The 20,732-nt window shown below is 58.5% G+C and carries 16 protein-coding genes and 1 other annotated feature; of the genes, 12 read left to right on the forward strand and 4 right to left on the reverse strand.

The window, feature by feature from the left end:
• The first annotated feature begins 100 nt into the window (after positions 1 to 100).
• A complete protein-coding gene (locus tag OS242_RS10085; RefSeq protein WP_267151560.1) occupies positions 101 to 1,984 on the forward strand; it encodes a fibronectin type III domain-containing protein in 1,884 nt (627 codons plus the stop codon).
• Positions 1,985 to 2,105: 121 nt separating this feature from the next.
• Positions 2,106 to 2,921 carry a DUF5995 family protein gene (locus OS242_RS10090; protein WP_267151561.1) on the forward strand — a complete coding sequence of 272 codons (816 nt, stop codon included), beginning with the start codon at positions 2,106 to 2,108 and terminating at the stop codon, positions 2,919 to 2,921.
• A gap of 22 nt (positions 2,922 to 2,943) precedes the next feature.
• Here OS242_RS10090 and OS242_RS10095 read toward each other — a convergent pair whose 3' ends face one another.
• Positions 2,944 to 4,230: a glutamate-1-semialdehyde 2,1-aminomutase gene (locus OS242_RS10095; protein ID WP_267151562.1), complete on the reverse strand. Its 1,287-nt coding sequence runs from the start codon at positions 4,228 to 4,230 to the stop codon at positions 2,944 to 2,946.
• A gap of 127 nt (positions 4,231 to 4,357) precedes the next feature.
• On the opposite strand from OS242_RS10095, the gene OS242_RS10100 reads away from it, so the two are divergent.
• Positions 4,358 to 5,158 (forward strand): hypothetical protein, encoded by an 801-nt coding sequence (locus tag OS242_RS10100; RefSeq protein ID WP_267151563.1) that lies wholly within the window; start codon positions 4,358 to 4,360, stop codon positions 5,156 to 5,158.
• Positions 5,159 to 5,295: 137 nt separating this feature from the next.
• On the opposite strand, the gene OS242_RS10105 is transcribed toward OS242_RS10100, so the two are convergent.
• Positions 5,296 to 5,574 carry a hypothetical protein gene (locus tag OS242_RS10105; RefSeq protein ID WP_267151564.1) on the reverse strand — a complete coding sequence of 93 codons (279 nt, stop codon included), beginning with the start codon at positions 5,572 to 5,574 and terminating at the stop codon, positions 5,296 to 5,298.
• 155 nt (positions 5,575 to 5,729) lie between these two features.
• Here OS242_RS10105 and selA point away from each other — a divergent pair, with 155 nt between their 5' ends.
• Both selA and selD read left to right on the forward strand, forming a co-directional pair.
• On the forward strand, positions 5,730 to 7,142 hold the full coding sequence (selA, locus tag OS242_RS10110; RefSeq protein ID WP_407702110.1) for an L-seryl-tRNA(Sec) selenium transferase: 1,413 nt from the start codon (positions 5,730 to 5,732) through the stop codon (positions 7,140 to 7,142).
• 4 nt (positions 7,143 to 7,146) lie between these two features.
• A complete protein-coding gene (selD, locus tag OS242_RS10115) occupies positions 7,147 to 8,199 on the forward strand; it encodes a selenide, water dikinase SelD (RefSeq protein ID WP_267151749.1) in 1,053 nt (350 codons plus the stop codon).
• A gap of 43 nt (positions 8,200 to 8,242) precedes the next feature.
• On the opposite strand, the gene OS242_RS10120 is transcribed toward selD, so the two are convergent.
• The gene (locus OS242_RS10120; RefSeq protein ID WP_267151566.1) at positions 8,243 to 9,274 is read right to left on the reverse strand and encodes a CPBP family intramembrane glutamic endopeptidase; all 1,032 of its coding nucleotides are present in this window, start codon (positions 9,272 to 9,274) and stop codon (positions 8,243 to 8,245) included.
• A gap of 520 nt (positions 9,275 to 9,794) precedes the next feature.
• Here OS242_RS10120 and codY point away from each other — a divergent pair.
• Positions 9,795 to 10,574: a GTP-sensing pleiotropic transcriptional regulator CodY gene (gene codY / locus OS242_RS10125; protein WP_267151567.1), complete on the forward strand. Its 780-nt coding sequence runs from the start codon at positions 9,795 to 9,797 to the stop codon at positions 10,572 to 10,574.
• A 223-nt stretch (positions 10,575 to 10,797) separates the two neighbouring features.
• Here the strand turns inward: codY and OS242_RS10130 are convergent, their stop codons facing one another.
• Positions 10,798 to 12,357: an N-acetylmuramoyl-L-alanine amidase gene (locus OS242_RS10130; protein ID WP_267151568.1), complete on the reverse strand. Its 1,560-nt coding sequence runs from the start codon at positions 12,355 to 12,357 to the stop codon at positions 10,798 to 10,800.
• A gap of 156 nt (positions 12,358 to 12,513) precedes the next feature.
• Between OS242_RS10130 and OS242_RS10135 the strand changes: the two genes are divergently transcribed.
• The 6 genes from OS242_RS10135 to aspS all read left to right on the forward strand — a co-directional run bounded on the left by OS242_RS10135 (position 12,514) and on the right by aspS (position 20,674).
• Positions 12,514 to 12,687, forward strand: a complete 174-nt coding sequence (locus OS242_RS10135) for a hypothetical protein (protein WP_267151569.1) — start codon at positions 12,514 to 12,516, stop codon at positions 12,685 to 12,687.
• Positions 12,688 to 12,761: 74 nt separating this feature from the next.
• Positions 12,762 to 14,288 (forward strand): coproporphyrinogen dehydrogenase HemZ, encoded by a 1,527-nt coding sequence (gene hemZ / locus OS242_RS10140; RefSeq protein ID WP_267151570.1) that lies wholly within the window; start codon positions 12,762 to 12,764, stop codon positions 14,286 to 14,288.
• A gap of 78 nt (positions 14,289 to 14,366) precedes the next feature.
• Positions 14,367 to 15,953, forward strand: a complete 1,587-nt coding sequence (locus tag OS242_RS10145; protein WP_267151571.1) for a putative polysaccharide biosynthesis protein — start codon at positions 14,367 to 14,369, stop codon at positions 15,951 to 15,953.
• 15 nt (positions 15,954 to 15,968) lie between these two features.
• The gene (locus tag OS242_RS10150; protein WP_267151572.1) at positions 15,969 to 17,201 is read left to right on the forward strand and encodes an MFS transporter; all 1,233 of its coding nucleotides are present in this window, start codon (positions 15,969 to 15,971) and stop codon (positions 17,199 to 17,201) included.
• A 25-nt stretch (positions 17,202 to 17,226) separates the two neighbouring features.
• Positions 17,227 to 17,462, forward strand: a binding site (T-box leader).
• A 72-nt stretch (positions 17,463 to 17,534) separates the two neighbouring features.
• Positions 17,535 to 18,785: a histidine--tRNA ligase gene (gene hisS, locus OS242_RS10155; RefSeq protein WP_267151573.1), complete on the forward strand. Its 1,251-nt coding sequence runs from the start codon at positions 17,535 to 17,537 to the stop codon at positions 18,783 to 18,785.
• A 32-nt stretch (positions 18,786 to 18,817) separates the two neighbouring features.
• Complete coding sequence (gene aspS / locus OS242_RS10160) at positions 18,818 to 20,674, forward strand: aspartate--tRNA ligase (RefSeq protein WP_267151574.1); 1,857 nt, start codon at positions 18,818 to 18,820, stop codon at positions 20,672 to 20,674.
• Positions 20,675 to 20,732 lie beyond the last annotated feature (58 nt).

Genomic DNA, 20,732 nt, shown 5'->3' on the forward strand with positions numbered 1-20,732 from the left:
CGCTTTTTAAAATTCGGTATAAATACTCTTGTGTAAAAATATGGAATGAGGTAATATGAACTTGTTTTTATATTCCACTACTCTAAGAGGTGACAATCAAATGTACAAACGCATGTTATCATTGCTTTGCTGTTTGGCCCTGATGTTTTCTCTTTGCGCGATTCAGGCTCCGTCTGCATCTGCAACGCCGCCGACCACCGGCGGACTTTTGCGCAATGTCTTGCCGGATGAGGGGTATGTCAACAGCGCCTTTACGGATGGTTTGGACAATACAACGTCTAGTTTGGGCAGTGTGGGTTATGCCAAATGGAACCTCGGTTCGCCGAGAACGATCACCGGTTTCTATTTTAAAGCGATGACCTATGCAAAACTTGAATTTCTGGATGCCAGCGGGAATGTACTGAAGTCCCTGCAGGGCATTGAAGTCCCGGCTTCGACAGACTTTATTCCTCTGAAATTGAATAATGTCGCTGCGATTCGAATCTCAGGGAACTACTCGATCCATGAGGTAGACGTGTCTGACACGTTTGTAGACCAACCACCAGCCGTGCCGACAGGAACCGCCGTCTATCCGTATGATGGGAAACAATATATCGGATGGAACGCGAACCAAGAATCTACCAGCGACATCGCCGGGTACAATGTATATCAAGACGGTGTGAAATTGAATTCCGAAGTGGTGCCTGTTCCGCATTTCGTTGTCAGTGGTTTGGTGAATGGTCAGGATCACACGTACCAAGTGACGGCCGTAGATTTGGCTGGTCAAGAATCGGGTAAGACTGCTGTGATCACCTCTGCTTCTCGCCTGTTGCCGGGTTCTCCGATCATCGAGTATGGCGGCGGTGTCAATGAGGTAGACAAAGATCTCGAAACATTTACTGAGATTCGTACAACCAGCTATGCAATCTACAATATCGGCAACAACAAGAAAGAAGTGCATGTCTATTTTGCCGCGATCAATGACATTCCCTCTTCTTCGGATCGGAACGGCAAAATGCTAGTCTACTTCCAAAGCAGTACTGGAACGTTAATCAAGTCTTATGATCTCGCAACAGTAGGAACGAACGTTTCGAAAGTAGTTCTCCCGGTGCCGGTAAATGCGGTAAAAGTACGAGTCAGCAACAAGTCATACACGGCTTCACGTCTTCATGAAATCGTTTCTGTAAACAACGGCCCGCTCGCTCCTACCCACCTCGTCGCAGTGGCGGGTGACCGCAAAGCGAACCTGTCGTGGGATGCCAATACGGAACCGAACATCGTCGGGTACAACGTGTACATGGATGGCGTGAAGATCAACACGTCGCTGGTTAATGGTACGACGTACTCGGTGCTCGGTCTGACCAACGGTGTGACGTACTCGTTCACCGTGACCGCTGTGGATGCGGACGGCAATGAGTCGCCGCACTCCAACGTCGCCTACGCGACTCCGAAAGACTCCTGGCCGCCGGATGTACCGCAGCGCGTGGTGACGACCGGTTTGGATGGACAAGTGGATGTGAAATGGGATGCCAACACCGATAGCGATCTGGCGGGGTACAACCTGTACCAAGACGGCGTGAAAGTGAACGGTGCGCTGATCACCGACGCGTTCTACTCGGTGACGGGGCTGACCAACGGCACCACCTATGTCTACACGGTAACGGCTGTCGACACTTCGGGCAACGAATCGGAAGCGTCGTCTCCGGCTCCGGAAACTCCGCGTGACTTGACCGCTCCGGCTGCTCCGGCCGGTCTGACCGCGACGGCGGGCAACGGCTCGGTCACTCTGGCGTGGTCTGCCAATGGGGAGACCGATCTGGCTGGTTACTACATCTGGCAAGACGGTGTGAAGATCAACAGCACGCCAATCACCGACACCTCTTTCGTGGTGACCGGGCTGACCAACGGCTGGTCGTATACCTTCGCGATCTCGGCTGTGGACGCGGCGGGCAACCAGTCGAAGCGTTCGGTTGAAGCGGTGGTTTCTCCGAGCAACAGCCTGTAATAAAACGAGATCAATCGCCTTGGCTCTCACGGGAGCCGGGCGATTTCTTTTTGCATAAATTCGTGAAGTAAGCGATAATTTTGTTTGGGATAACTGTGATTTAGAGAGGGAGGAAAGTTGCATGAGTTCCTTGCAACTGGGTGGGGCGCGAACGATTGATGAAGTGATTGAGCAGATGGATGAGATCATCGCGTGGTCAATCTCGGAAAAAAGCCGGCTCGGTTATTTTGCGGCATTGTATCGTAAAGTGACGGTGAAGGTGCGGGAAGGCATTTTTACCGGTGATTTTGAAAATGGACCTCGGATGGAGCGTTTGGATGTGGTGTTTGCCAACCGCTATCTGGAGGCGCTGGGTGCTTATTTGAACGGGAGACCGACGAGCAAGAGCTGGGAGGTTGCGTTTGAACAGGCGGGACGCAAGCAACCGATCATCATGCAGCATCTGTTGCTCGGAATGAATGCGCATATCAATCTCGACCTCGGCATCGCGGCTGCACAGGTGTGTCCAGGGGCAGAGATCAAGTCTTTGTATGGCGATTTTATGCGGATCAACAACATCCTCAGCAGTCTGGTCGACGAGGTGGAGGCGGAGGTCAGCGAACTGTCTCCGTGGATCGGGCTGCTGGACCGGATCGACCCGCGCGTGGCCGACGCTGTCGTCAATTTTAGCATGCAAAAAGCAAGGGATGCGGCGTGGGAGTTTGCTCAGCATCTGGCTCCGCTGACGGAAGTGGAGCAAGTCGCGGCGATCCAATGGAAGGATGAGGAGATCGCCTTGCTGGCACGGATCGTGGCGAGACCGCCATCTCTGCTGTTCCGGCTGGGGCTGCGCGTGATCGCGTGGCGAGAGTCGAGCGATGTGAGGAAGAATATCGAGGTGCTGAACCGGGCCTTGCCGGGGAGTGTCACAATGGAACAAAAAAGCGCGGCTGTCTGAGGGACAGTCGCGCTTTTTTTGATTACAACGCCTTAAACACGCGCTCCGTCGCCTGCAAGGTGAAGGAGATGTCCTCCGGGGTGTGGGCGGTGGAGACGAACCAAGCTTCGTATTTGGACGGGGCGAGGAGGATGCCTTCGTCGAGGAGGAGCTTGAAGAAGCGGGCAAATTTGTCGCCGTCGACCGCTTTGGCGTCTTCGTAGTTTTTGACGGGGCGGTCGGTGAAATACAGGGCGAACGCGCCGCCGCAGCGGTTGAGGGTGACTTTGTGGCCGTGGCGGCGGGCTTGGTCTTTGAGTCCTTCGGCGAGCAGGCGGCCGAGGTCGTTCATGCGCTCATAGGTTCCCGGTTTTTGCAGTTCCCCCAGGCACGCGATGCCCGCGGCGATGGAGGCCGGGTTGCCCGCCATGGTGCCCGCTTGGTAGGCCGGGCCGAGCGGTGCGACCTGTTCCATGATGTCCACGCGGCCGCCGTATGCGCCGATGGGCAGGCCGCCGCCGATGATCTTGCCGAGGGCGGTCATGTCCGGGGTGACGCCGAGCAGGTTTTGAGCGCCGCCGTACATAAAGCGGAAGGCGGTGATGACTTCATCGTAGATCACCAGCGCGCCGTGGGCATGGGTGATCTCGTTGACGCCTTGCAGGAAGCCATGCTCCGGCATGACGATGCCGAAGTTGCCGACGATCGGCTCGACGAGGACGGCGGCGATCTGGTCGCCCCATTTGTCCATCGCTGCTTGGTAGGCGTCGAGGTCGTTAAACGGGACGGTGATCACGTCGTCCGCAATCGACTGCGGGATGCCTGCCGAGTCCGGGATGCCGAGCGTCGACGGGCCGGAGCCTGCCGCGACCAGCACGAGGTCGGAGTGACCGTGGTAGCAGCCGGCGAATTTGATGATCTTGTTGCGGCCCGTGTAGGCGCGGGCGACGCGGATGGTGGTCATGACCGCTTCGGTGCCGGAGTTGACGAAGCGAATTTTTTCCATCGACGGGATCACGTCGCGGATCATCGTCGCGAAGTCGATTTCAAGGGTGGTCGGGGTGCCGTAGAGCGTGCCGTTGAGGGCGGCTTTGGAGATCGCTTCGGCGATGTGTTTGTTGCCGTGGCCGTGGATGAGAGGGCCGTATGCGGCGAGGTAATCGATGTAGCGGTTGCCGTCGACGTCGTAGAAATACGCACCTTCGCCGCGTTCCATAAACACCGGAGCGCCGCCGCCGACCGCTTTGAAAGAGCGGGACGGGGAATTGACGCCGCCGACGATGACTTGTTGGGCTTGTTCGTACAAGCGTTCTGAGGTTTGACGGTTCACGTGTGTTCTCCACCTTTCCTGATGACTTTCTTATCGTATCAAAAAACGGGATGACCGACATTCTTTTTTGGCGGGGTCCGTATTTGTAGGTAAGAAGGCGTAGGAATATCGGAGGAGTGAGGGAATGATGAAGAAACAGTGGAAGATTGCTTTGATCGCGGCACCGGTGCTTGTGGCCGGTTCGGTGTTTGCGTTTGCGGCGGAAGGGACGGAGAAGGAGGCGGCGAGCGCGGAGTCGACGAGCGGGGTGTCACATACGATTGTAGATTCGCAGCCGTTGACGGAGACGGAGTTGCAGGAGGTGGCGAGCGCGGCACCGGCTCCGGTGGAGGAGCCGGCAGCGGTTGGCAACCAGCCGGAGGGCAGTGTGCCGCAGAGCGTGCTGGACAGTGCGAATCCGTTTGTCTTGCAGCAACCGATTGCTCCGGTACCGACTGCACCGGCTTCGGCGCAGAAGAATGAGTTTGATTTGGCGCAGGTGAAAAAGTTTGAGCTGAAGTCGAACACGACGCAGGGGGAGCTGAAGATCGAGTTCTCCCGCGATGGCGACGGGCTCAAGCTCGAAGGCGAGATCGGCGGACGCAAGATCGAGGTCAAAGGCGCGGTGGCGGAGCAGTTCCTGACGAAGGTGCTGGCGTCGCTCAACCTGCAGCAAGCGCTGACCGCCACCTTGCAGGGCGGGCAGGTCAGCCTCGACCCGACGGTGCTCGCCGCGCTGGAAGAGGTCAAGATCGAACTCACCGACGGACGCAAGATCGAGTCCAAAGGCAACGGCAACAACCCGAAAGCAGAAGGCCGCCACGACAACGGCAAGCACAAAGGCTGGGAAAAAGGCAAAGGGCACGATAAAGATGATGACGACGATGATAAGAAAGAGAAGAAGGAAAAAGACAAGGAAAAAGACAAGGACAAGAAAAACGACGAGTAATGGATCAAATCAATCGAACGAGTGAATAGAACGAATCAATCGAGTCGTCGCTTTATCGTTTCTATTAATTTGCACCATACAGGCCCGCCGCCTGCACATATGTCAAAAGAGCACCCTCGCCGCAGGGTGCTCTTTTCCTATTTTACTTTTTCCAGAAAGAGGTCGTTTATGAAGTCCCATTTTTTCTTGTCCAGCCAGCCCTCGTAGTCGCCTTGCAATTGGAAGATGACGAAGTCGCCGTTGTCAAAATAATTGCCGAGTTCTTTGTAGATGTCGTCGGCCGATTTGTCCGTCTGGATGATCCACATCGCGTCGAGGAGGCGCATGGAGGCGTCGAAGTGGTTGCGCAGGGCGCGGTAGAGACCTTTGTAGTCGGTCTTTTCGCTGGTCAGGTTGAAGTTGAGGGAATAGATCATGCTCACAACTCCTTTTCCGATCTTTTTCCGTTCTCTGAAATCTAGCAGTCTCTCATTTTCTATGCCCTTTTTCTGAAAGATATGCCAAGAACATGTTAAGCCGCGCCCAAATTAGCTAGAATAGAGAGGTGTGGAAGAAAAAGGAGTGGTCGGTGTTGGCAAAAGATTTGCGCTCAGAATTGTTGCGAAGCTTGCCGGCGGTGCATCGGGTGTTGGATCATCCGCTGTGCCTGGAGCTGGCAGGGCAGTATTCTCATAAATGGATCAGCAAGGTCGCGGGCGATGTCATTCAAGCGGCTCGGGAGCGGATTCTCGCGGGCGAGATGCAGATCGACCTCACCCCCGACGCCTTGGCGCAAGCGGTGGCCGAGAGAGTGAAGCGGCAGTTTGCAGCGAACTATCGCCCGGTGATCAACGCCACCGGCGTCGTGCTGCACACCAATCTCGGTCGCGCCCCGCTGGCCGAGGCGGCGGTGAAGGCGATCGAGGAGACGGCGAGAGGCTACACCAACCTCGAACTCAATCTCGCCACCGGCGAACGCGGCTCCCGCTATGCTCATGTCGAGGAACTGATCTGCGAGCTGACAGGGGCGGAGGCCGCTCTGGTCGTCAATAACAACGCGGCTGCCGTCCTGCTGATCCTCACCGAGATGGCGAAGGGGAAAAAGGTCATCCTCTCGCGCGGCCAACTGGTCGAGATCGGCGGGTCGTTCCGCGTCTCGGAGGTGATGCGGGCGAGCGGCGCGACGCTGGTCGAAGTCGGGACGACGAACAAGACGCACGACTACGACTACGAACGCGCCATAGACGACGAGACGGGCCTGGTGCTGCGCGTGCATACGAGCAATTTCCGGATCGTCGGGTTTACGCATCAGCCGGAGCTGCATGAACTGGTCGCACTGTCGCACGCGCGTGGCGTGCCGGTGTTTGAAGACCTCGGCAGCGGCTCGCTGGTCGATCTGCGCCGTCACGGCATTGGCGATGAACCGACGGTCGGGGAGAGCGTGCGTGCCGGAGTGGACATCGTTTCCTTTTCCGGGGACAAGCTACTGGGAGGCGCACAGGCCGGAATCATCGTCGGAAAGCAGGAATACATCAAGCGTCTCAAGAAGAATCAGATGACTCGCGCTTTACGCGTGGACAAACTCACCCTCGCCGCCCTCGAAGCGACGCTGCGCCTCTACCTCGACGAGGAGAAAGCCAAGCGCGAGGTGCCGACCGTCTGGATGCTCCTGCGCACGGCGGAGGAGCTGCGTCCGGAAGCGGAGCGGCTGGCGGCGGGGCTTGCCGGTGTGTTCGGCGAGCGGGCCGTGGTGGAGATCGAGCACGGCCTGTCGCAGGTCGGCGGCGGTTCGCTACCGACCGAGGAACTGCCGACGTGGCATGTGACGGTGAGGAGCCGCCATCTGTCATTGACCGAACTCGAACATCAACTGCGTCATGTGCCGATGCCGGTGATGACGACATTTAAAAAGGAGGCTCTGCATTTCGATGTCCGAACAATCTTCCCAAGAGAGATCGATGCAGTCGTCAAAAGCGTCCGTGACGCCAGCGACCGACTCGGGTGATGCGCTGACGCCAAGCGACGCGATCCGCCTGACCCTGTTGAGCGAAAAAGCGGGCTGAGGCTGCAAAATCGGCCCGGCCGACCTGGCGCAAGTTTTGCGTCATCTACCGAAATCTGAGGTTCCCAACGCCAACTTAATCGTTGGCATCGATACGTCTGACGATGCGGGTGTCTATAAGATCAACGACGAGACCGCGCTGGTGCAGACGGTCGACTATTTCACCCCGATCGTCGATGACCCGTATATGTTCGGGGCGATTGCGGCGGCGAACGCGCTGTCTGACGTGTATGCGATGGGCGGGACGCCGCTGACGGTGTTGAACATCGTCGGCTTCCCGATCTCGAAGCTGGACAAAAAGATCCTCGCCGACATCCTGCGCGGCGGGGCGGACAAGGTCGCGGAAGCAGGGGCGTTGATCGTCGGCGGGCACTCCATCGACGACACCGACCCGAAATTTGGCATGGCGGTCACCGGCATCGTTCACCCGGACAAGGTCTGGACGAACGCGGGGGCTCAGCCTGGCGACAAGCTGATCTTGACCAAACCGATCGGCGTCGGCATCATCACGACGGCGATCAAGCGCGCGAAAGCTTCGCAAGAAGCGACTCGTCTCGCGGAAGAGACGATGGCGGCGCTGAACAAAATTCCGGCGGAGACGGCGAAAGAATTTACCGTCAACGCCTGTACGGACGTCACCGGGTTTGGTCTGATCGGCCATGCGCTGGAGATGGCAAAGGGTGCGGGCGTAGGTCTTGTGCTGGACAGCGCAGCCGTTCCGGTATTACCGGAGACCCGGGACTATGTAGATCAAAAGATCTATCCGGGCGGCACGCTGCGCAATTTGGAATGGGTGCAGAACGACGTTGACTTTGGCGATGTCGACCAAGAAATGCGGATCATCCTCTGCGACGCGGTGACGGCCGGCGGCCTGTTGCTGTCCGTTCCGGCTGCGGAAGCGGACGCGCTCGTGGCCAAGCTGCACGAACGCGGCATCGCGGCGGCTGCGGTGATCGGCGAGATCACGGCGGAGCATCCGAACCGGATTGCGGTGAAGTAACAAATAGGAAAAAACGCCTCTCTGCGCACGGCAGGAGGCGTTTTTATTTTGGCGGTGCAGGTCGAAAGTCCCGGTGCAAGAGAAACAGCAAAGGGAGCAGCAGCGTCAGGAAGACCCAGGCGGACTGCAAGCCCTGCGTTTGCACGATGGCGCAGCAGACCAAAAAGGCGTTGTAAAGAAAATGGCCGAGGATGGCGGCGGTCAGACCGTATCGTTTGTAGAGCCAGTAGGAGACGGGACCTGCGAAGAGAGCGATCTCGACAATGCGCAGATACCACGGCGACACGCTGTATTGCAAATGGGTCAGCGACCAGAGCGACGAGGACAGAAAGGCGATCACGACTGTGGAGCGAGTGAAGCGGCAAAGAAAGGTGCTGAGCCATTTTCGAAAGACCAGTTCTTCGAAGATCGCGGCAGTCAGTCCGATCACCAGCGGCAACAACCACGGCCAAGGGCTGGCTGCGATCCGGTCACGCAGCGTGCTGTCGTCGCCGGTCGCACCGAACCAAGTCGCGATCCAGAGAAAGAGCAAGCCAATGCCAAGGTGCACGCCAAACGCCCCGTAGCCTGCGAGGATCCGAACAGGCGAAGCGAGCAGAGCCCGCAGGCGAAGCGGTCCGTCAACCGCCGAACTGAGATCGGGCTGTGCAGGTGTCGCAGTGGTGTACAGATCACTGCGATAAGCCTGACCCGTCGACGGCGCACGGCCTCCGTAAAAGAGTTGTGCGATGCCGAGCACTCCAAGGCCGTACACGGCGCCTTGGAGCAGGGCGGGCAGGGAGCCGCCGCCGGAGAGCCAGGCGGCGAGGAGTGTCGCGCCGCCGAGCACAAAAGGAGCCTTCGTGGTGACGCGACCTTTGGCGAGGGTGTAGAAGCCCAGGGCTGGGAACGCCAGCAGGAGCAGGTTGAGCGTCTGGGCGACTGTGAGGGCAAAGGGCGGCGGTGAGGCTGGCGTACCGGACGGCAGAGACAGGTTTGTCTGTATGAAGATCAAGTCGATGACGAGCAGCCCGATGCCTGCGCTGCCCCAAAAAAGCAGGAGGCGCAGAGCTCGTCTCGAAGTGCGGGTTTCCATGAACGATCCCTCCCATCTCCCCAGTGTAGCACAAATCAGGAAACAATTTGTTGACAATGGAGATCGTTGCTAGTATACTAATTTTTGCTATGAAAACTACATAGTACAATGAGATGTGAATCTCATTCTTTTAAAAAAGCGATGGCCATTGGCACATCGCTTTTTTCATGGTGCCGCTGTGAAAAATGTTACATAATTTTAATGTCGGAGAATTGCAAAGTCTGTAGGTTCCTGTTATAGTAAATGGAGTCTGGAATTATCAGAATTGTTTCCAGTTGAAAAAGTGCCACTTTTTGGGGGCGTGATGAATGAAACCATTTGCCCTTGGGCAATCCTAGCGAATGTTGAGTTTTCGCATAAATCGAGCATTGCATGCAAACTATCGAAATGTTACATTTCTGTGATATTTGCGTAGTTTTACATGGGCATGCTTGAAATGGCTCACAAGTTGGAATAATGTATATATGGTTGTCACGCGGTTAGAATCAATCAATTCAAAGAATAGATAGCAGGTGAACCCATGGTATTGTTGGAGAAGATACAGCGCTTTAACAGATTGTTACAAAAGTCGGCTGCGAACGGCGTGGATTTCATGGAGTTGGCGAAGTTGCTCAGCGACATGGTCGATTCGAACGTTTACGTGGTCAGCAGAACGGGCAAAATCCTCGGCTTCGGTCTCGCCGAGTATGAGCTGACTCTGGAATGGAACCAGATCATGACGGTGGATCAGCGCTTCCCGGGCACGTTCAACGAGAGCCTGCTCAAGCACAGCGAGACGGTGAAGAACGTGGAAAACAAAGAACCGTTCTACGTCTTCTCGGCGGAAGAGAACGAGGTGTTCAAGAAGAAAAATATCACCATCGTTCCGATCATCGGCGGCGGCACGCGCCTTGGCACGTTGGTGCTGGCGCGTCTCAACAACCAGTTTGCCGATGAGGACTTGATCCTGTCCGAGTACGGCGCGACGGTTGTCGGGATGGAGATCATCCGCTCCGAGCAAGAGGAGATCCACGAGAAGGCTCGTCAGCGCGCGATGGTGATGATGGCGCTGGAGTCGCTGTCGTTCTCCGAGCAAGAGGCGATTCAGCACATCTTCAAAGAGCTGGAAGGCTCCGAAGGTCTGCTCGTCGCATCGAAGATCGCAGACCGCGTCGGCATCACCCGTTCGGTCATCGTCAACGCGATCCGCAAACTGGAGTCCGCAGGCGTCATCGAGTCCCGCTCGCTCGGGATGAAAGGCACCTACATCAAGGTCCTCAACCCGCTGTTCCTCGAACAGCTAGAAGCGATGGACAAGTAAGGAACCACAAACAAAACGTCCTGGCTCTCTCGAGAGTCAGGACGTTTTTGCATGCAAGGGCGGAACGGAGACCTGGACATTCCGGCTCTCTGCGAGAGTCAGGACGTTTTTGCATGCAAGGGCGGAACGCAGACCTGGACATTCCGGCTCTCTGCGAGAGTCAGGACGTTTTTGCATGCAAGGGCGGAGCGCAGACCTGGACATTCCGGCTCTCTGCGAGAAATCAGGACGGTTTTTGCGTTTGCAGGAAGGTCACGAGAGCTCGGAAGATGCCCTCGGCTGCTCGTTCTTGGGCGGCGGCGTCTTGGGCGGTCTGTTCGTCGCCGGGGTGGGTGAGGAAGGCCGCCTCGACGAGGACGGCAGGCTGCGAATTTTCCCGGAGGACGTAGTAGTCGCCAAACCGCGCTCCGAGATCGGGAAGGCCGAGAGTTTGGGTCAGCTCCGTTTGGATCAGTTTGGCGAGCCGATGATCCTCGCCGTCTTGGTTGTAGTAGAACGTCATCGAACCGGACAGAGCCGCGTCTTGATGCGTGTTGAAATGCAGGGAGACAAACGCGTCCGCCTGCCGTTGCTCGGAGACGGCGACCCGCTCGTCCAACCCGAGAAAGCGGTCGTCCGGACGCGTCAGGATCACGTTCGCCCCGGTGGCGAGCAGTTTGTTGTAGAGAATGCGGGTCAGCGACAGATTGAGGTCCTTTTCCTGCACGCCGCTCGTGCGCCCGATGGCTCCGACGTCGATGCCGCCGTGCCCGGCGTCGAGCACGATGGTCCGCCCCCTCAGTTCACTGTCCAGCGTGTGACCGCGCTCCGGGACCCCGGACAGGTCGCCCGACGCTTCGGTCAGCCACCCGGCCACCCACGCCCGGCGACCGTCTGTCAACTCGATCTCCTGCCACTGACCGCTGCGTCCGGTCAGCGGGAAGGTCGCGCCGGAGGTGCCCGTCTGCAGGATTACGTAGTTAGTCCCCGGACCGCTGCGAATGTTGGCGTTCTCCAGCAGTTTGACCTGCGGGCCGGAAACGCCCGGTGGCTGCGAGGCGTTCGGAGCCGGGATGTTCGGGAGGCGGAGGTATTCGGTGCGGACGTAGCCTTTGATCACCTGCTCCGAAGCGGCTGCAAATTCGATCTGCGACCAGCCGTCCGCCGTGCCCGTCACTTTGACGAGCGCGTTTTGGCTCAATTTGCCGACGATGGCGCCGTCCAGTGAGGCGGTCTGGCGCACGTGCAGCAGATCGGCGGTGACGGTCGCCTTCTTTTGCTCTTCTTCTGCGGCAGGCCGGGCCTTTTGCTCGGTGACGTCGACCAGCGCGCGGGAGACCCAGCCGGTGCGCTCGCCCGGCAAACGGATCTGCACCCAGTCGCCGCTGGTCTGAAGCAGCGGATAGGCGGTGCCGGGACCGATCACGGTGATCACATCGTAGGAGGTGCTCGCTCCGCCGCGCACGTTGACGTCTGCGGTGTTGGCGACGGCGATCTGGATGCTCGGATTGGCCGTTTGAAAACGGCTCCCTTCCTTGACCAGCGAGGCGTGAATCCACCCGGTCTGCTCTTTGCCAAATCGGACTTGATACCACCCGTTTTCCGAAGTGATCGCGATCAGGGAGTCGCCGTAGTCGGCCCGCCCGATCACCGGATGTTCGGTCGAAGCGCCGGCCCGGATGTTCACATCGTAGGCGGTGACGCGGACAAACCGTTCGCCGTCTGCGGCAAACGCATAGGCGACGAGAGAAAACAGCACGGTCAAACAGATGAGGACACTCAGCCAACTCTTGCGAAAACGCACAGTTCCACCTCCGCAACTGGATCGTTCTCCACGTTTTTGTGAGGGCTCCTATTCGCCCTGATTTTTTAAAAATCCTCCCCCTCGACACCGTTTTTTTCCTGCTCGACAGGGAAGGATAGAAGGGTACAAAAAGCGACACGGAGGAGGAGTTTTTCAATGCGCAAAACGTTGGAGCAACAGATCGCCTCGTTTACGAATAAACGGCTTTTGAACGTCGACTTTCACGACTTTCTGCAAAAGTCGGCCTACCTGGAAGATGTGGAGCTCGGCACGGAGTTTTCGCTGACGTCGCGCGAGGTGCAGGAGATGAAAGCCCGCCTGCGCCGTTGAGAGTCTGACACGGTGAAAAAAGGTGGACGGTCCGGTAGCGAATCAGTACACTGGAATCTGGAGGTGAAGGCCAGATGCGGATGTTTCTAGACCCTGGCAACCCGAATTACCAGAGTGACACCGAGCGGCTCGTGTATTTGTTCTTCGAAGAGGACGAAGTTACGTTTGAGGAGCAAGACGAGGTCGCTTTACATATTCGCTGCCGCATTGAGGAGCAAGGTCATGACTATATCGACGCCTGTGCGGAACTGATCGACAAGCGGAACGGACAGCGGTACCAGAGCCGCTACCGCAAGCCGATCCTCGCAGGAGCGGACGAGCCGGAGCGCGTGCGCCGAGGCAGACAGGCTGTGCTGCGCGTGCTTCATGACGTGCTGGCCGACGCGACGGGCGAAGGGCAGCCGTGGGGCATTCTGTCCGGCGTGCGCCCGCTCAAGCTCGTGCACATGATGCGCGAGGAAGGCAAAAGCGACGCCGAGATCGGCCATCGCCTGATCGATGAATTTCGGATCACGCCGGACCGCGTGGAACTGCTGCTGGAGATCGAAGCGGCGCAGGCCAAGACGGTGCCGGATCTGTATCGGATCGACAAGGAAGTCAGCATCTACATCGGCATCCCGTTCTGCCCGACGCACTGCGCGTACTGCACGTTCCCGGCGTACTCGATGGAGGACAAGGCGACGTATGCGCCGTCGTTCCTCGATGCGATGGAAAAGGAATTTGTGGCGATCGGCGGCTTCCTGCAGGAGCATCACATCCCGGTCACCAGCATTTACCTCGGCGGCGGCACGCCGACGTCGCTGATGGCGCCGGAACTGACCCGCGTGATGGAGGCGTTGTACCGCCACATCCCGGACTCGGACAAATGGCGTGAGTTTACCGTCGAAGCGGGCCGCCCGGACACGATCACGCCGGAGCGCGTCGAGGTGATGCGTAAGTACGGGGTCAACCGGATCACCGTCAACCCGCAGACGTTCAAAGCGGAAACGCTGAAGACGATCGGCCGCGGTCATACGCCGGACATCGTGGATAAGCGATTTCATATGGTGCGCGAGGCCGGATTTGAAAACATCAACATGGACATGATCATCGGCCTGCCGAACGAAACAGTCGAGGATGTGCGCTACACCCGCGAGCGGCTGGAAGCGTTGATGCCCGACTCGGTCACGGTGCACACGCTCCAATTCAAACGCACCGCCGTGCTCAACAAAGAGCGCGAGACGGCGGGCATTCCGTCAACGCCGGTCGTGCGTCAGATGATGCGCGAGACGAACGAGTGGGCGCGGGGCTTAGGCTATCACCCGTACTACGTCTACCGCTCCAAAGACATCCTCGGCAACTTGGAAAATATCGGGTACGCGATGCCGGGCAAAGAGTCGGTCTACAACGTCTGCATCATGGAGGAGCGTCAGACGATCATCGGTTTGGGCGGCGGCGCGTCGACCAAACTGTACCACGGCGGCGGTCACCTCAAGCACGTCTACAACGCCAAAGAACCGAAAGCCTATGTGGACAACGTGGATGCGATGATCGAGAAAAAGCTCAAAGCTCTGCGCGAAGTGTTCACACCGAGTTCAGACGCCGCACCCCGTCCTGTCTAGGACGGGGGTTTTTTTTGTGGTAAACTGGTGGTTAGGCTGTAAAGGCTCGCTATCAACTACATAAGTGGGGAACAAAATATGTCTTCAGCAACAAAAAAGGGAGTGGTCGCCGGGGCGTTTTCATTGGCGATGGCGGGGTTGGTCGCCAAAATCCTCGGCGTGATCTACATGGTGCCGTTTCAGAACATGGCGGGGGACGGCACGCTCGGTTTGTACCAATACGCCTATGCGATCTATGTGGTGATGCTGCAGGTCGCGACGGCGGGGTTCCCGCTGGCGATGTCCAAGCTGATCTCGGAGCGGCTGGCCAGACATGATTTTGCCGGAGCGGATCAGATCTACCGCGTCGGGGCGCGGTATCTGACGCTCGCGGGTCTGATCATCTTTGTGATCATGTTCGCGATGGGCGGCTGGCTGGCGATCTGGATGGGCAACTACGCCGCGTCGACGGCGATCCGCGCTCTGTCCTTCTCGCTCTTGATCGTGCCGCTGCTCGCAGCGATGCGCGGCTACATTCAAGGCAATCAGATGATGGCGATCTCCGGCAACTCACAGGTCGTCGAACAACTGGTGCGTTCGACGGCGATCTTGTTCGGCGTCTGGGTGGCGGCGGTGCTGCTCGACGGTTCGCAGCGCGTGACGGCTGCCGTCGCGACGTTCTCGGCGGTGCTGGGTGCGGTGGCGAGCTTGGTGTTCTTGGCCCGGCACGTGGTGAAGATTCGCCGGGAGCACAAAAAGCGCTACATCCGCGACGCGACGGAGCCGACCAAGTCGGTGATGCGGACGATCTTGAAATATTCGATCCCGATCACGCTCTCGTCGCTCGTCCTGCCGCTGTCGCAAGCGGTGGACAGCTTTACGATCACGAAGTTGCTCATGAGCGGATTTCAGATGACCAACGATGCGGCGACGGCGGAGTACGGCGTTTTTACCGGCCGCGCGCTGCGGCTGATCGCGCTGCCGTTGGCACTGGCGACCGGGGTCGGGCTGTCGATCATGCCGGCGATTGCCGAGGCGATTGCCGCGAAAAATACGGCCCTGCGCAACTCGCGGGTGATGACGGCGTTTCGATTGACTTCGTTCTTTGCATTTCCGACGTCGGTCGGCATCTTTGTGCTGGCAGGTCCGATCGACATTGCGCTGTTTGAAGATCTGAAGGGGGCCGACACCATCGCGATGGTGTCGTTTATGGCGATCTTCTCGTCATATGAATTGGTCACGACCTATATCTTGCAGGCGATGGGCTTTATGTATCTGCCGGTGCGAAATATGTTTATCGGGCTGGGGGCAAAGCTGGTATTGAACCTGCTGCTGGTGCCGGAATACGGCATCTTCGGCGCGGCGATCGCGTCGGTCTGCGGCTATATCTTGTCGTCGCTCTTGAACTTCTTCTCGGTGCGTCGCTTGGGCGACACGCCGCTGCCGGTCAGCGATCTGCTGTTGAAGCCGATGTTTGCGTCGCTTTTGATGGGCGTGGTCGTCTGGATGGTGACGTGGATTCCGGTCGAGGTGATCATTCCGTGGCCGCGCATTCACTCGCTGGTGCTGGTGATGATCGGCGGAGCGGTGGGCGCGGTCGTGTTCGGGACCTTGATGATCCTGCTGAAAGGGATCTCGAACGAGGAGATGAAGCGTCTGCCGGTGTTGAAACGATTTGCTCGCTGACGGGAGGGGAGCGGGATGAGATACCGGGATCTGTTGTTGCACCGCGAGTACCGGATGCTGTTTTCCGGGCAGGTGCTCTCCCAGCTCGGCGATGCGATCTATGAGGTCGGCATCGTCTGGCTGGTCTATCGAATGACGGGATCGCCCGCCGCGCTGGGATGGCTGGCGATCTCGCAGAGCTTGCCGTTTCTGATCTGCGGGCTGTTTGCAGGGGCGTATGCCGACCGGCTGGACCGCAGGCTGACGATGCTGGTCAGCGACGTGGTGCGGGGGCTGGCGGTGCTGTATCTGCTCGCCCGCTATTTGACGGGCGGGCTGTCGGTGTGGGAAGTGTGCGCGGTGGCGGTCGTGCTGACGGTGGCGCGGTCGTTTTTCCACCCGTCGATGCGGGCGATCCTGCCGCACATGCTGCCGCGCGAAGACCTGCTGCTCGCCAATTCGCTCTCGGAAGCGGCGAAGCGCATCTGCAAAGTCGGCGGCATGACGCTCGGCGGTCTGCTGATGGCGACGGAGCGGCCCGATCTGGTGCTCGGGATTAACGGGGCGAGTTTCTTTCTGTCGGCGGTGACGGTGTATTTCCTGCGCACGAAGGCGTCCGTGCCGAGTGAAAAAACGGCGGGTAGCATCCTCCGGGATATCGGCCTTGCCGGGCGGGAGATCGGAAAAAACCGCATGGCGACGGCGGCCATTTTGTTGTCGTCGCTCGGGCTGCTCGTCTCGGCCGGGATGATCAAGATCGGCCTGCCGCTGCTCGCCGGGGAGACGCTCGGCGGCGAAGGCGATGTGTACGGACTGCTCATGGCCTTTTACTCCATCGGCATGTTTCTCTCCGCCGCCCTGATGAAAAAACTGTCCCGACTGCCGCTGGTGGCGATGATCTCCGTCGGGTGGGCGGTGTACGGATTGTCGTATGCCGTGCTCGCGACCGCGCCGCCGCTGTGGCTGGCGTTTGCGCTGGTGTTGCTGACCGGGTTTGCCCATTTTATGACCGACATCCCGGTGACGACCTACCTGCAGCAGACGATGCCGATGCACCGCATGTCGGCCGTCCAGAGCATCTGGGCGACGGCGTCGTTTGGCTCCGAGTCGCTGTCCTCGCTGTGGACGGGTGCGGTGCTGGGGGGCGTCGCCGTTTCGATGGGATTTGCCGGCACGGGCGGACTTTTGTTGTTGCTCGGGGCGGTGCCGCTGATTGTATGGCGGGGAAATGGGCAAAATAGACTTGACAGACGATCTTTGCCTGAGTAAGATAACCTGTAACTTCAACCGAAGATTCCATCCGATGAACGGGCCCAGTAGTGAAGCACTGCCTAGTCAGAGAGGAGATGCCGTGGCTGCAAGCATCTCTCTAGCGCACCTTGACGAAGAGACACCCGGGAGGACCGCCTGCAAAAGAGGCGGCGTATACCGGGCGTTAACCGGCCAAAAGTGGAAGCTGTGTCTGTGCATCGCACATACACCGCTTCAAGTAGGGTGGCACCACGGGAACCAACAGCTCTCGTCCCTAGCGTAGATTCATTCGCTAGCGACGGGAGCTTTTTGTATTTTTTCTGGAATGATATCGAGGAGGCGTACCCAATCATGTTGATCAACCGACCACGCGGGACCAACGACATTCTGCCAGGCGACGTCGAGAAGTGGCAATTTGTCGAAGAGACGGCAAGAGAAGTCTGCCGCCGCTTTAACGTAAAAGAGATTCGCACGCCGATCTTTGAACACACGGAGTTGTTCCAGCGCGGCGTGGGCGACACGACCGACATCGTCCAAAAAGAGATGTACACGTTTGAAGACCGCGGTGAACGCTCGCTGACGTTGCGCCCGGAAGGCACGGCGGCTGTCACCCGCGCCTACACGGAAAACAAACTGTACGCGCAACCGGCTCCGCAAAAATTGTTCTACATCGGACCGATGTTCCGCTATGAGCGTCCGCAGTCCGGCCGCTACCGCCAGTTCCACCAGTTCGGCGTCGAGGTGCTCGGCGTGAACGACCCGGCTGTCGACGCGGAAGTGATCGCGCTGGCGATGACGTTCCTGCACGAGATTGGCCTGCAAGATCTGTCCTTGGAGATCAACTCGGTCGGCTCGCCGGACAGCCGCACGCACTACCGCGACATCCTGCGTGAACACCTGACCCCGGTCAAAGAGCAACTGTGCAAAGACTGCCAGACCCGCTTTGACAAAAACCCGATGCGCATCCTCGACTGCAAAGTCGACACCTGCAAAGGGCTGACCCAAGACGCGCCGTACATGCTCGACCACCTCGTCGAAGCGGATGCGGAGCACTTCAAGGCGCTGTGCGAGTATCTCGATTCCTTCGGCGTCGAGTACAAAGTCAACCCGCGCATGGTGCGCGGCCTCGACTACTACACGCAGACCGCGTTTGAGATCATCGAGTCCGGCTCGACCATCGGCGGCGGCGGCCGCTACAACGGCCTCGTCGAGCAGGTCGGCGGCCCGGAATCGCCGGGGATCGGCTTTGCGTTTGGCGTCGAGCGCTGCCTGATCGCGTTGAACACGCAACAGGTGACGCCTGATATCCCGACCGGCCTTGACGTGTTCCTCGTCTCGCTCGGCGAAGCGGCGCAAAAGGCGACGTCGGCATTGCTGCAAGAGTTCCGTATCTCGGGTCTCGTGGCAGACAAAGACTATCTCGGCAAGAGCATGAAAGCGCAGATGAAAGCGGCCGACCGTCAGCAAGCCCGCCGCGTCGTCATCCTCGGCGATGACGAACTGGCGCAGGGCGTCGCCAATGTGAAAGACATGGCGACCGGCGAACAATCGACGGTAGGGATCGACGAGTTGACCAGTCACTTGCTGAGCACGTTGGAATAGAGACAACACTCATTTTCAGAGGAGGCAACATCATGAGCGAGCAGCATCAGGCGCAGACGCTTTTCCGCACGCACCAAGCGGGCGAGTTGCGCAAAGAGCATGTCGGACAGAAAGTCATTTTGACCGGGTGGGTGCAACGCCGCCGCGACCTCGGCGGGCTGATCTTCATCGATCTGCGCGACCGTTCCGGGTATGTCCAAGTCGTATTTGAACCGATGGGCCGCGAATTTGACGAAGCGCTGATGGAGCAGGGCAACAAACTGCGCAATGAGTTTGTTGTCGCCGTTGAAGGTCAGGTGTACGCCCGCGACGAAAAAGCGGTCAACACCAAGATCGAAACCGGCGAAGTCGAAGTGAAAGTCTCGAAAGTCGAGATCCTCAACGCGGCGAAAAACACGCCGTTCTACATCCAAGACAACGTCGACGTCGATGAAAACCTCCGTCTGAAATACCGCTACCTCGACCTGCGCCGTCCGGAGATGCAAAAGATCTTCATCATGCGCTCCAAGGCGATCAAGTTCCTGCGCGACTACCTCGACGACAACGGCTTCCTCGAAGTCGAAACGCCGATGCTGACCAAATCGACGCCGGAAGGGGCGCGCGACTATCTCGTCCCGTCTCGCGTGCATCCGGGCGAGTTCTACGCGCTGCCGCAGTCGCCGCAGCTGTTCAAACAGCTCCTGATGGTGTCCGGCTTTGAGAAATACTACCAAGTCGCCCGCTGCTTCCGCGACGAAGACCTGCGCGCCGACCGTCAGCCGGAATTTACCCAGCTCGACATCGAGCAGTCGTTCCTGTCGATGGAGACGTTCCTGACGATGATGGAAGAGATGGTCACCGGCGTGTTCCAAAAGGTGCTGAACGTCGAGATCCCGCGTCCGTTCCCGCGCATGACCTATGCGGAAGCGATGGCCCGCTACGGCTCTGACAAACCGGACATCCGCTTTGGCCTTGAACTGCAAGACCTGACCGACGTCGTGCGCGGCTCCGGCTTCAAAGTGTTCAACATGGCGATTGAAAACGGCGGTCAAGTCAAATGCGTCGTCGCTCCGGGCTGCGCGACCTACTCTCGCAAGCAGATCGACGAGCTGGAAGCGTTCGTCAAGCGATACGGTGCGAAAGGCATGGCATGGATCGCGGTGCAGGAAGAAGGCGTCAAGTCACCGATTGCCAAATTCTTCTCCGAAGAAGAGATGGCGCGCATCATCGAGACGGCGGGCGCGCAAAAAGGCGACCTGCTGCTCTTCGCCGCTGACAGCAAGAAAGTCGTGGCGGATTCCTTGGGCGCACTGCGTCAAAAGCTCGCCAAAGAGCTCGGCCTCGTCAACGAAAGCGAGTTTAAATTCCTCTGGGTCACCGAGTTCCCGCTGCTGGAGTTCGACGAGGAGGCCAACCGCTACGTGGCGGCGCACCATCCGTTCACGTCGCCGATGGACGAAGACCTGCATCTGATGGAGACCGATCCGGGCGCCGTCCGTGCAAAAGCGTATGACCTTGCACTCAACGGCTTTGAACTGGGCGGCGGCTCGATGCGGATCTTCCGTCGCGAAGTGCAAGAGCTGATGTTTAAAACGCTCGGTTTCTCGGCGGAAGAAGCGCGTGCGCAGTTTGGCTTCCTGCTCGACGCGTTCGAATACGGCACCCCGCCGCACGGCGGCATCGCGCTGGGCCTCGACCGCATGATCATGATCATGACCGGACGTTCGTCGCTGCGCGACACCATCGCCTTCCCGAAAACGTCGTCCGCGTCCGACCTGCTCACCGCCGCTCCGTCGCCGGTGACCGCCGTGCAGCTCGACCAACTGCACATCGGTCTCAGCGGCAAAGCGCTGACGACGGCAGAAGAATCCGAGCCGGTCGATGCGTCCGACGCGGTGGCAAAGAATTAGGACTTTCTACCTAACTGAATTTTCTTGCAAATCATAAGTCTGACGTGTTAGGATAGGA

Source organism: Tumebacillus lacus, from assembly GCF_026410385.1.
GTDB classification, from domain to species: Bacteria; Bacillota; Bacilli; order Tumebacillales; family Tumebacillaceae; genus Tumebacillus; species Tumebacillus lacus.

What these genes read in the sequence shown, in the direction of transcription:
- OS242_RS10085 (WP_267151560.1), top strand. Translation starts at nt 101, where the DNA reads ATGTACAAACGCATGTTATCATTGCTTTGCTGTTTGGCCCTGATGTTT.
- OS242_RS10090 (WP_267151561.1), top strand. Translation starts at nt 2,106, where the DNA reads ATGAGTTCCTTGCAACTGGGTGGGGCGCGAACGATTGATGAAGTGATT.
- OS242_RS10100 (WP_267151563.1), top strand. Translation starts at nt 4,358, where the DNA reads ATGAAGAAACAGTGGAAGATTGCTTTGATCGCGGCACCGGTGCTTGTG.
- OS242_RS10105 (WP_267151564.1), bottom strand. Translation starts at nt 5,574, where the DNA reads ATGATCTATTCCCTCAACTTCAACCTGACCAGCGAAAAGACCGACTAC.
- OS242_RS10120 (WP_267151566.1), bottom strand. Translation starts at nt 9,274, where the DNA reads ATGGAAACCCGCACTTCGAGACGAGCTCTGCGCCTCCTGCTTTTTTGG.
- codY (WP_267151567.1), top strand. Translation starts at nt 9,795, where the DNA reads ATGGTATTGTTGGAGAAGATACAGCGCTTTAACAGATTGTTACAAAAG.
- OS242_RS10135 (WP_267151569.1), top strand. Translation starts at nt 12,514, where the DNA reads ATGCGCAAAACGTTGGAGCAACAGATCGCCTCGTTTACGAATAAACGG.
- hemZ (WP_267151570.1), top strand. Translation starts at nt 12,762, where the DNA reads ATGCGGATGTTTCTAGACCCTGGCAACCCGAATTACCAGAGTGACACC.
- OS242_RS10145 (WP_267151571.1), top strand. Translation starts at nt 14,367, where the DNA reads ATGTCTTCAGCAACAAAAAAGGGAGTGGTCGCCGGGGCGTTTTCATTG.
- OS242_RS10150 (WP_267151572.1), top strand. Translation starts at nt 15,969, where the DNA reads ATGAGATACCGGGATCTGTTGTTGCACCGCGAGTACCGGATGCTGTTT.
- hisS (WP_267151573.1), top strand. Translation starts at nt 17,535, where the DNA reads ATGTTGATCAACCGACCACGCGGGACCAACGACATTCTGCCAGGCGAC.
- aspS (WP_267151574.1), top strand. Translation starts at nt 18,818, where the DNA reads ATGAGCGAGCAGCATCAGGCGCAGACGCTTTTCCGCACGCACCAAGCG.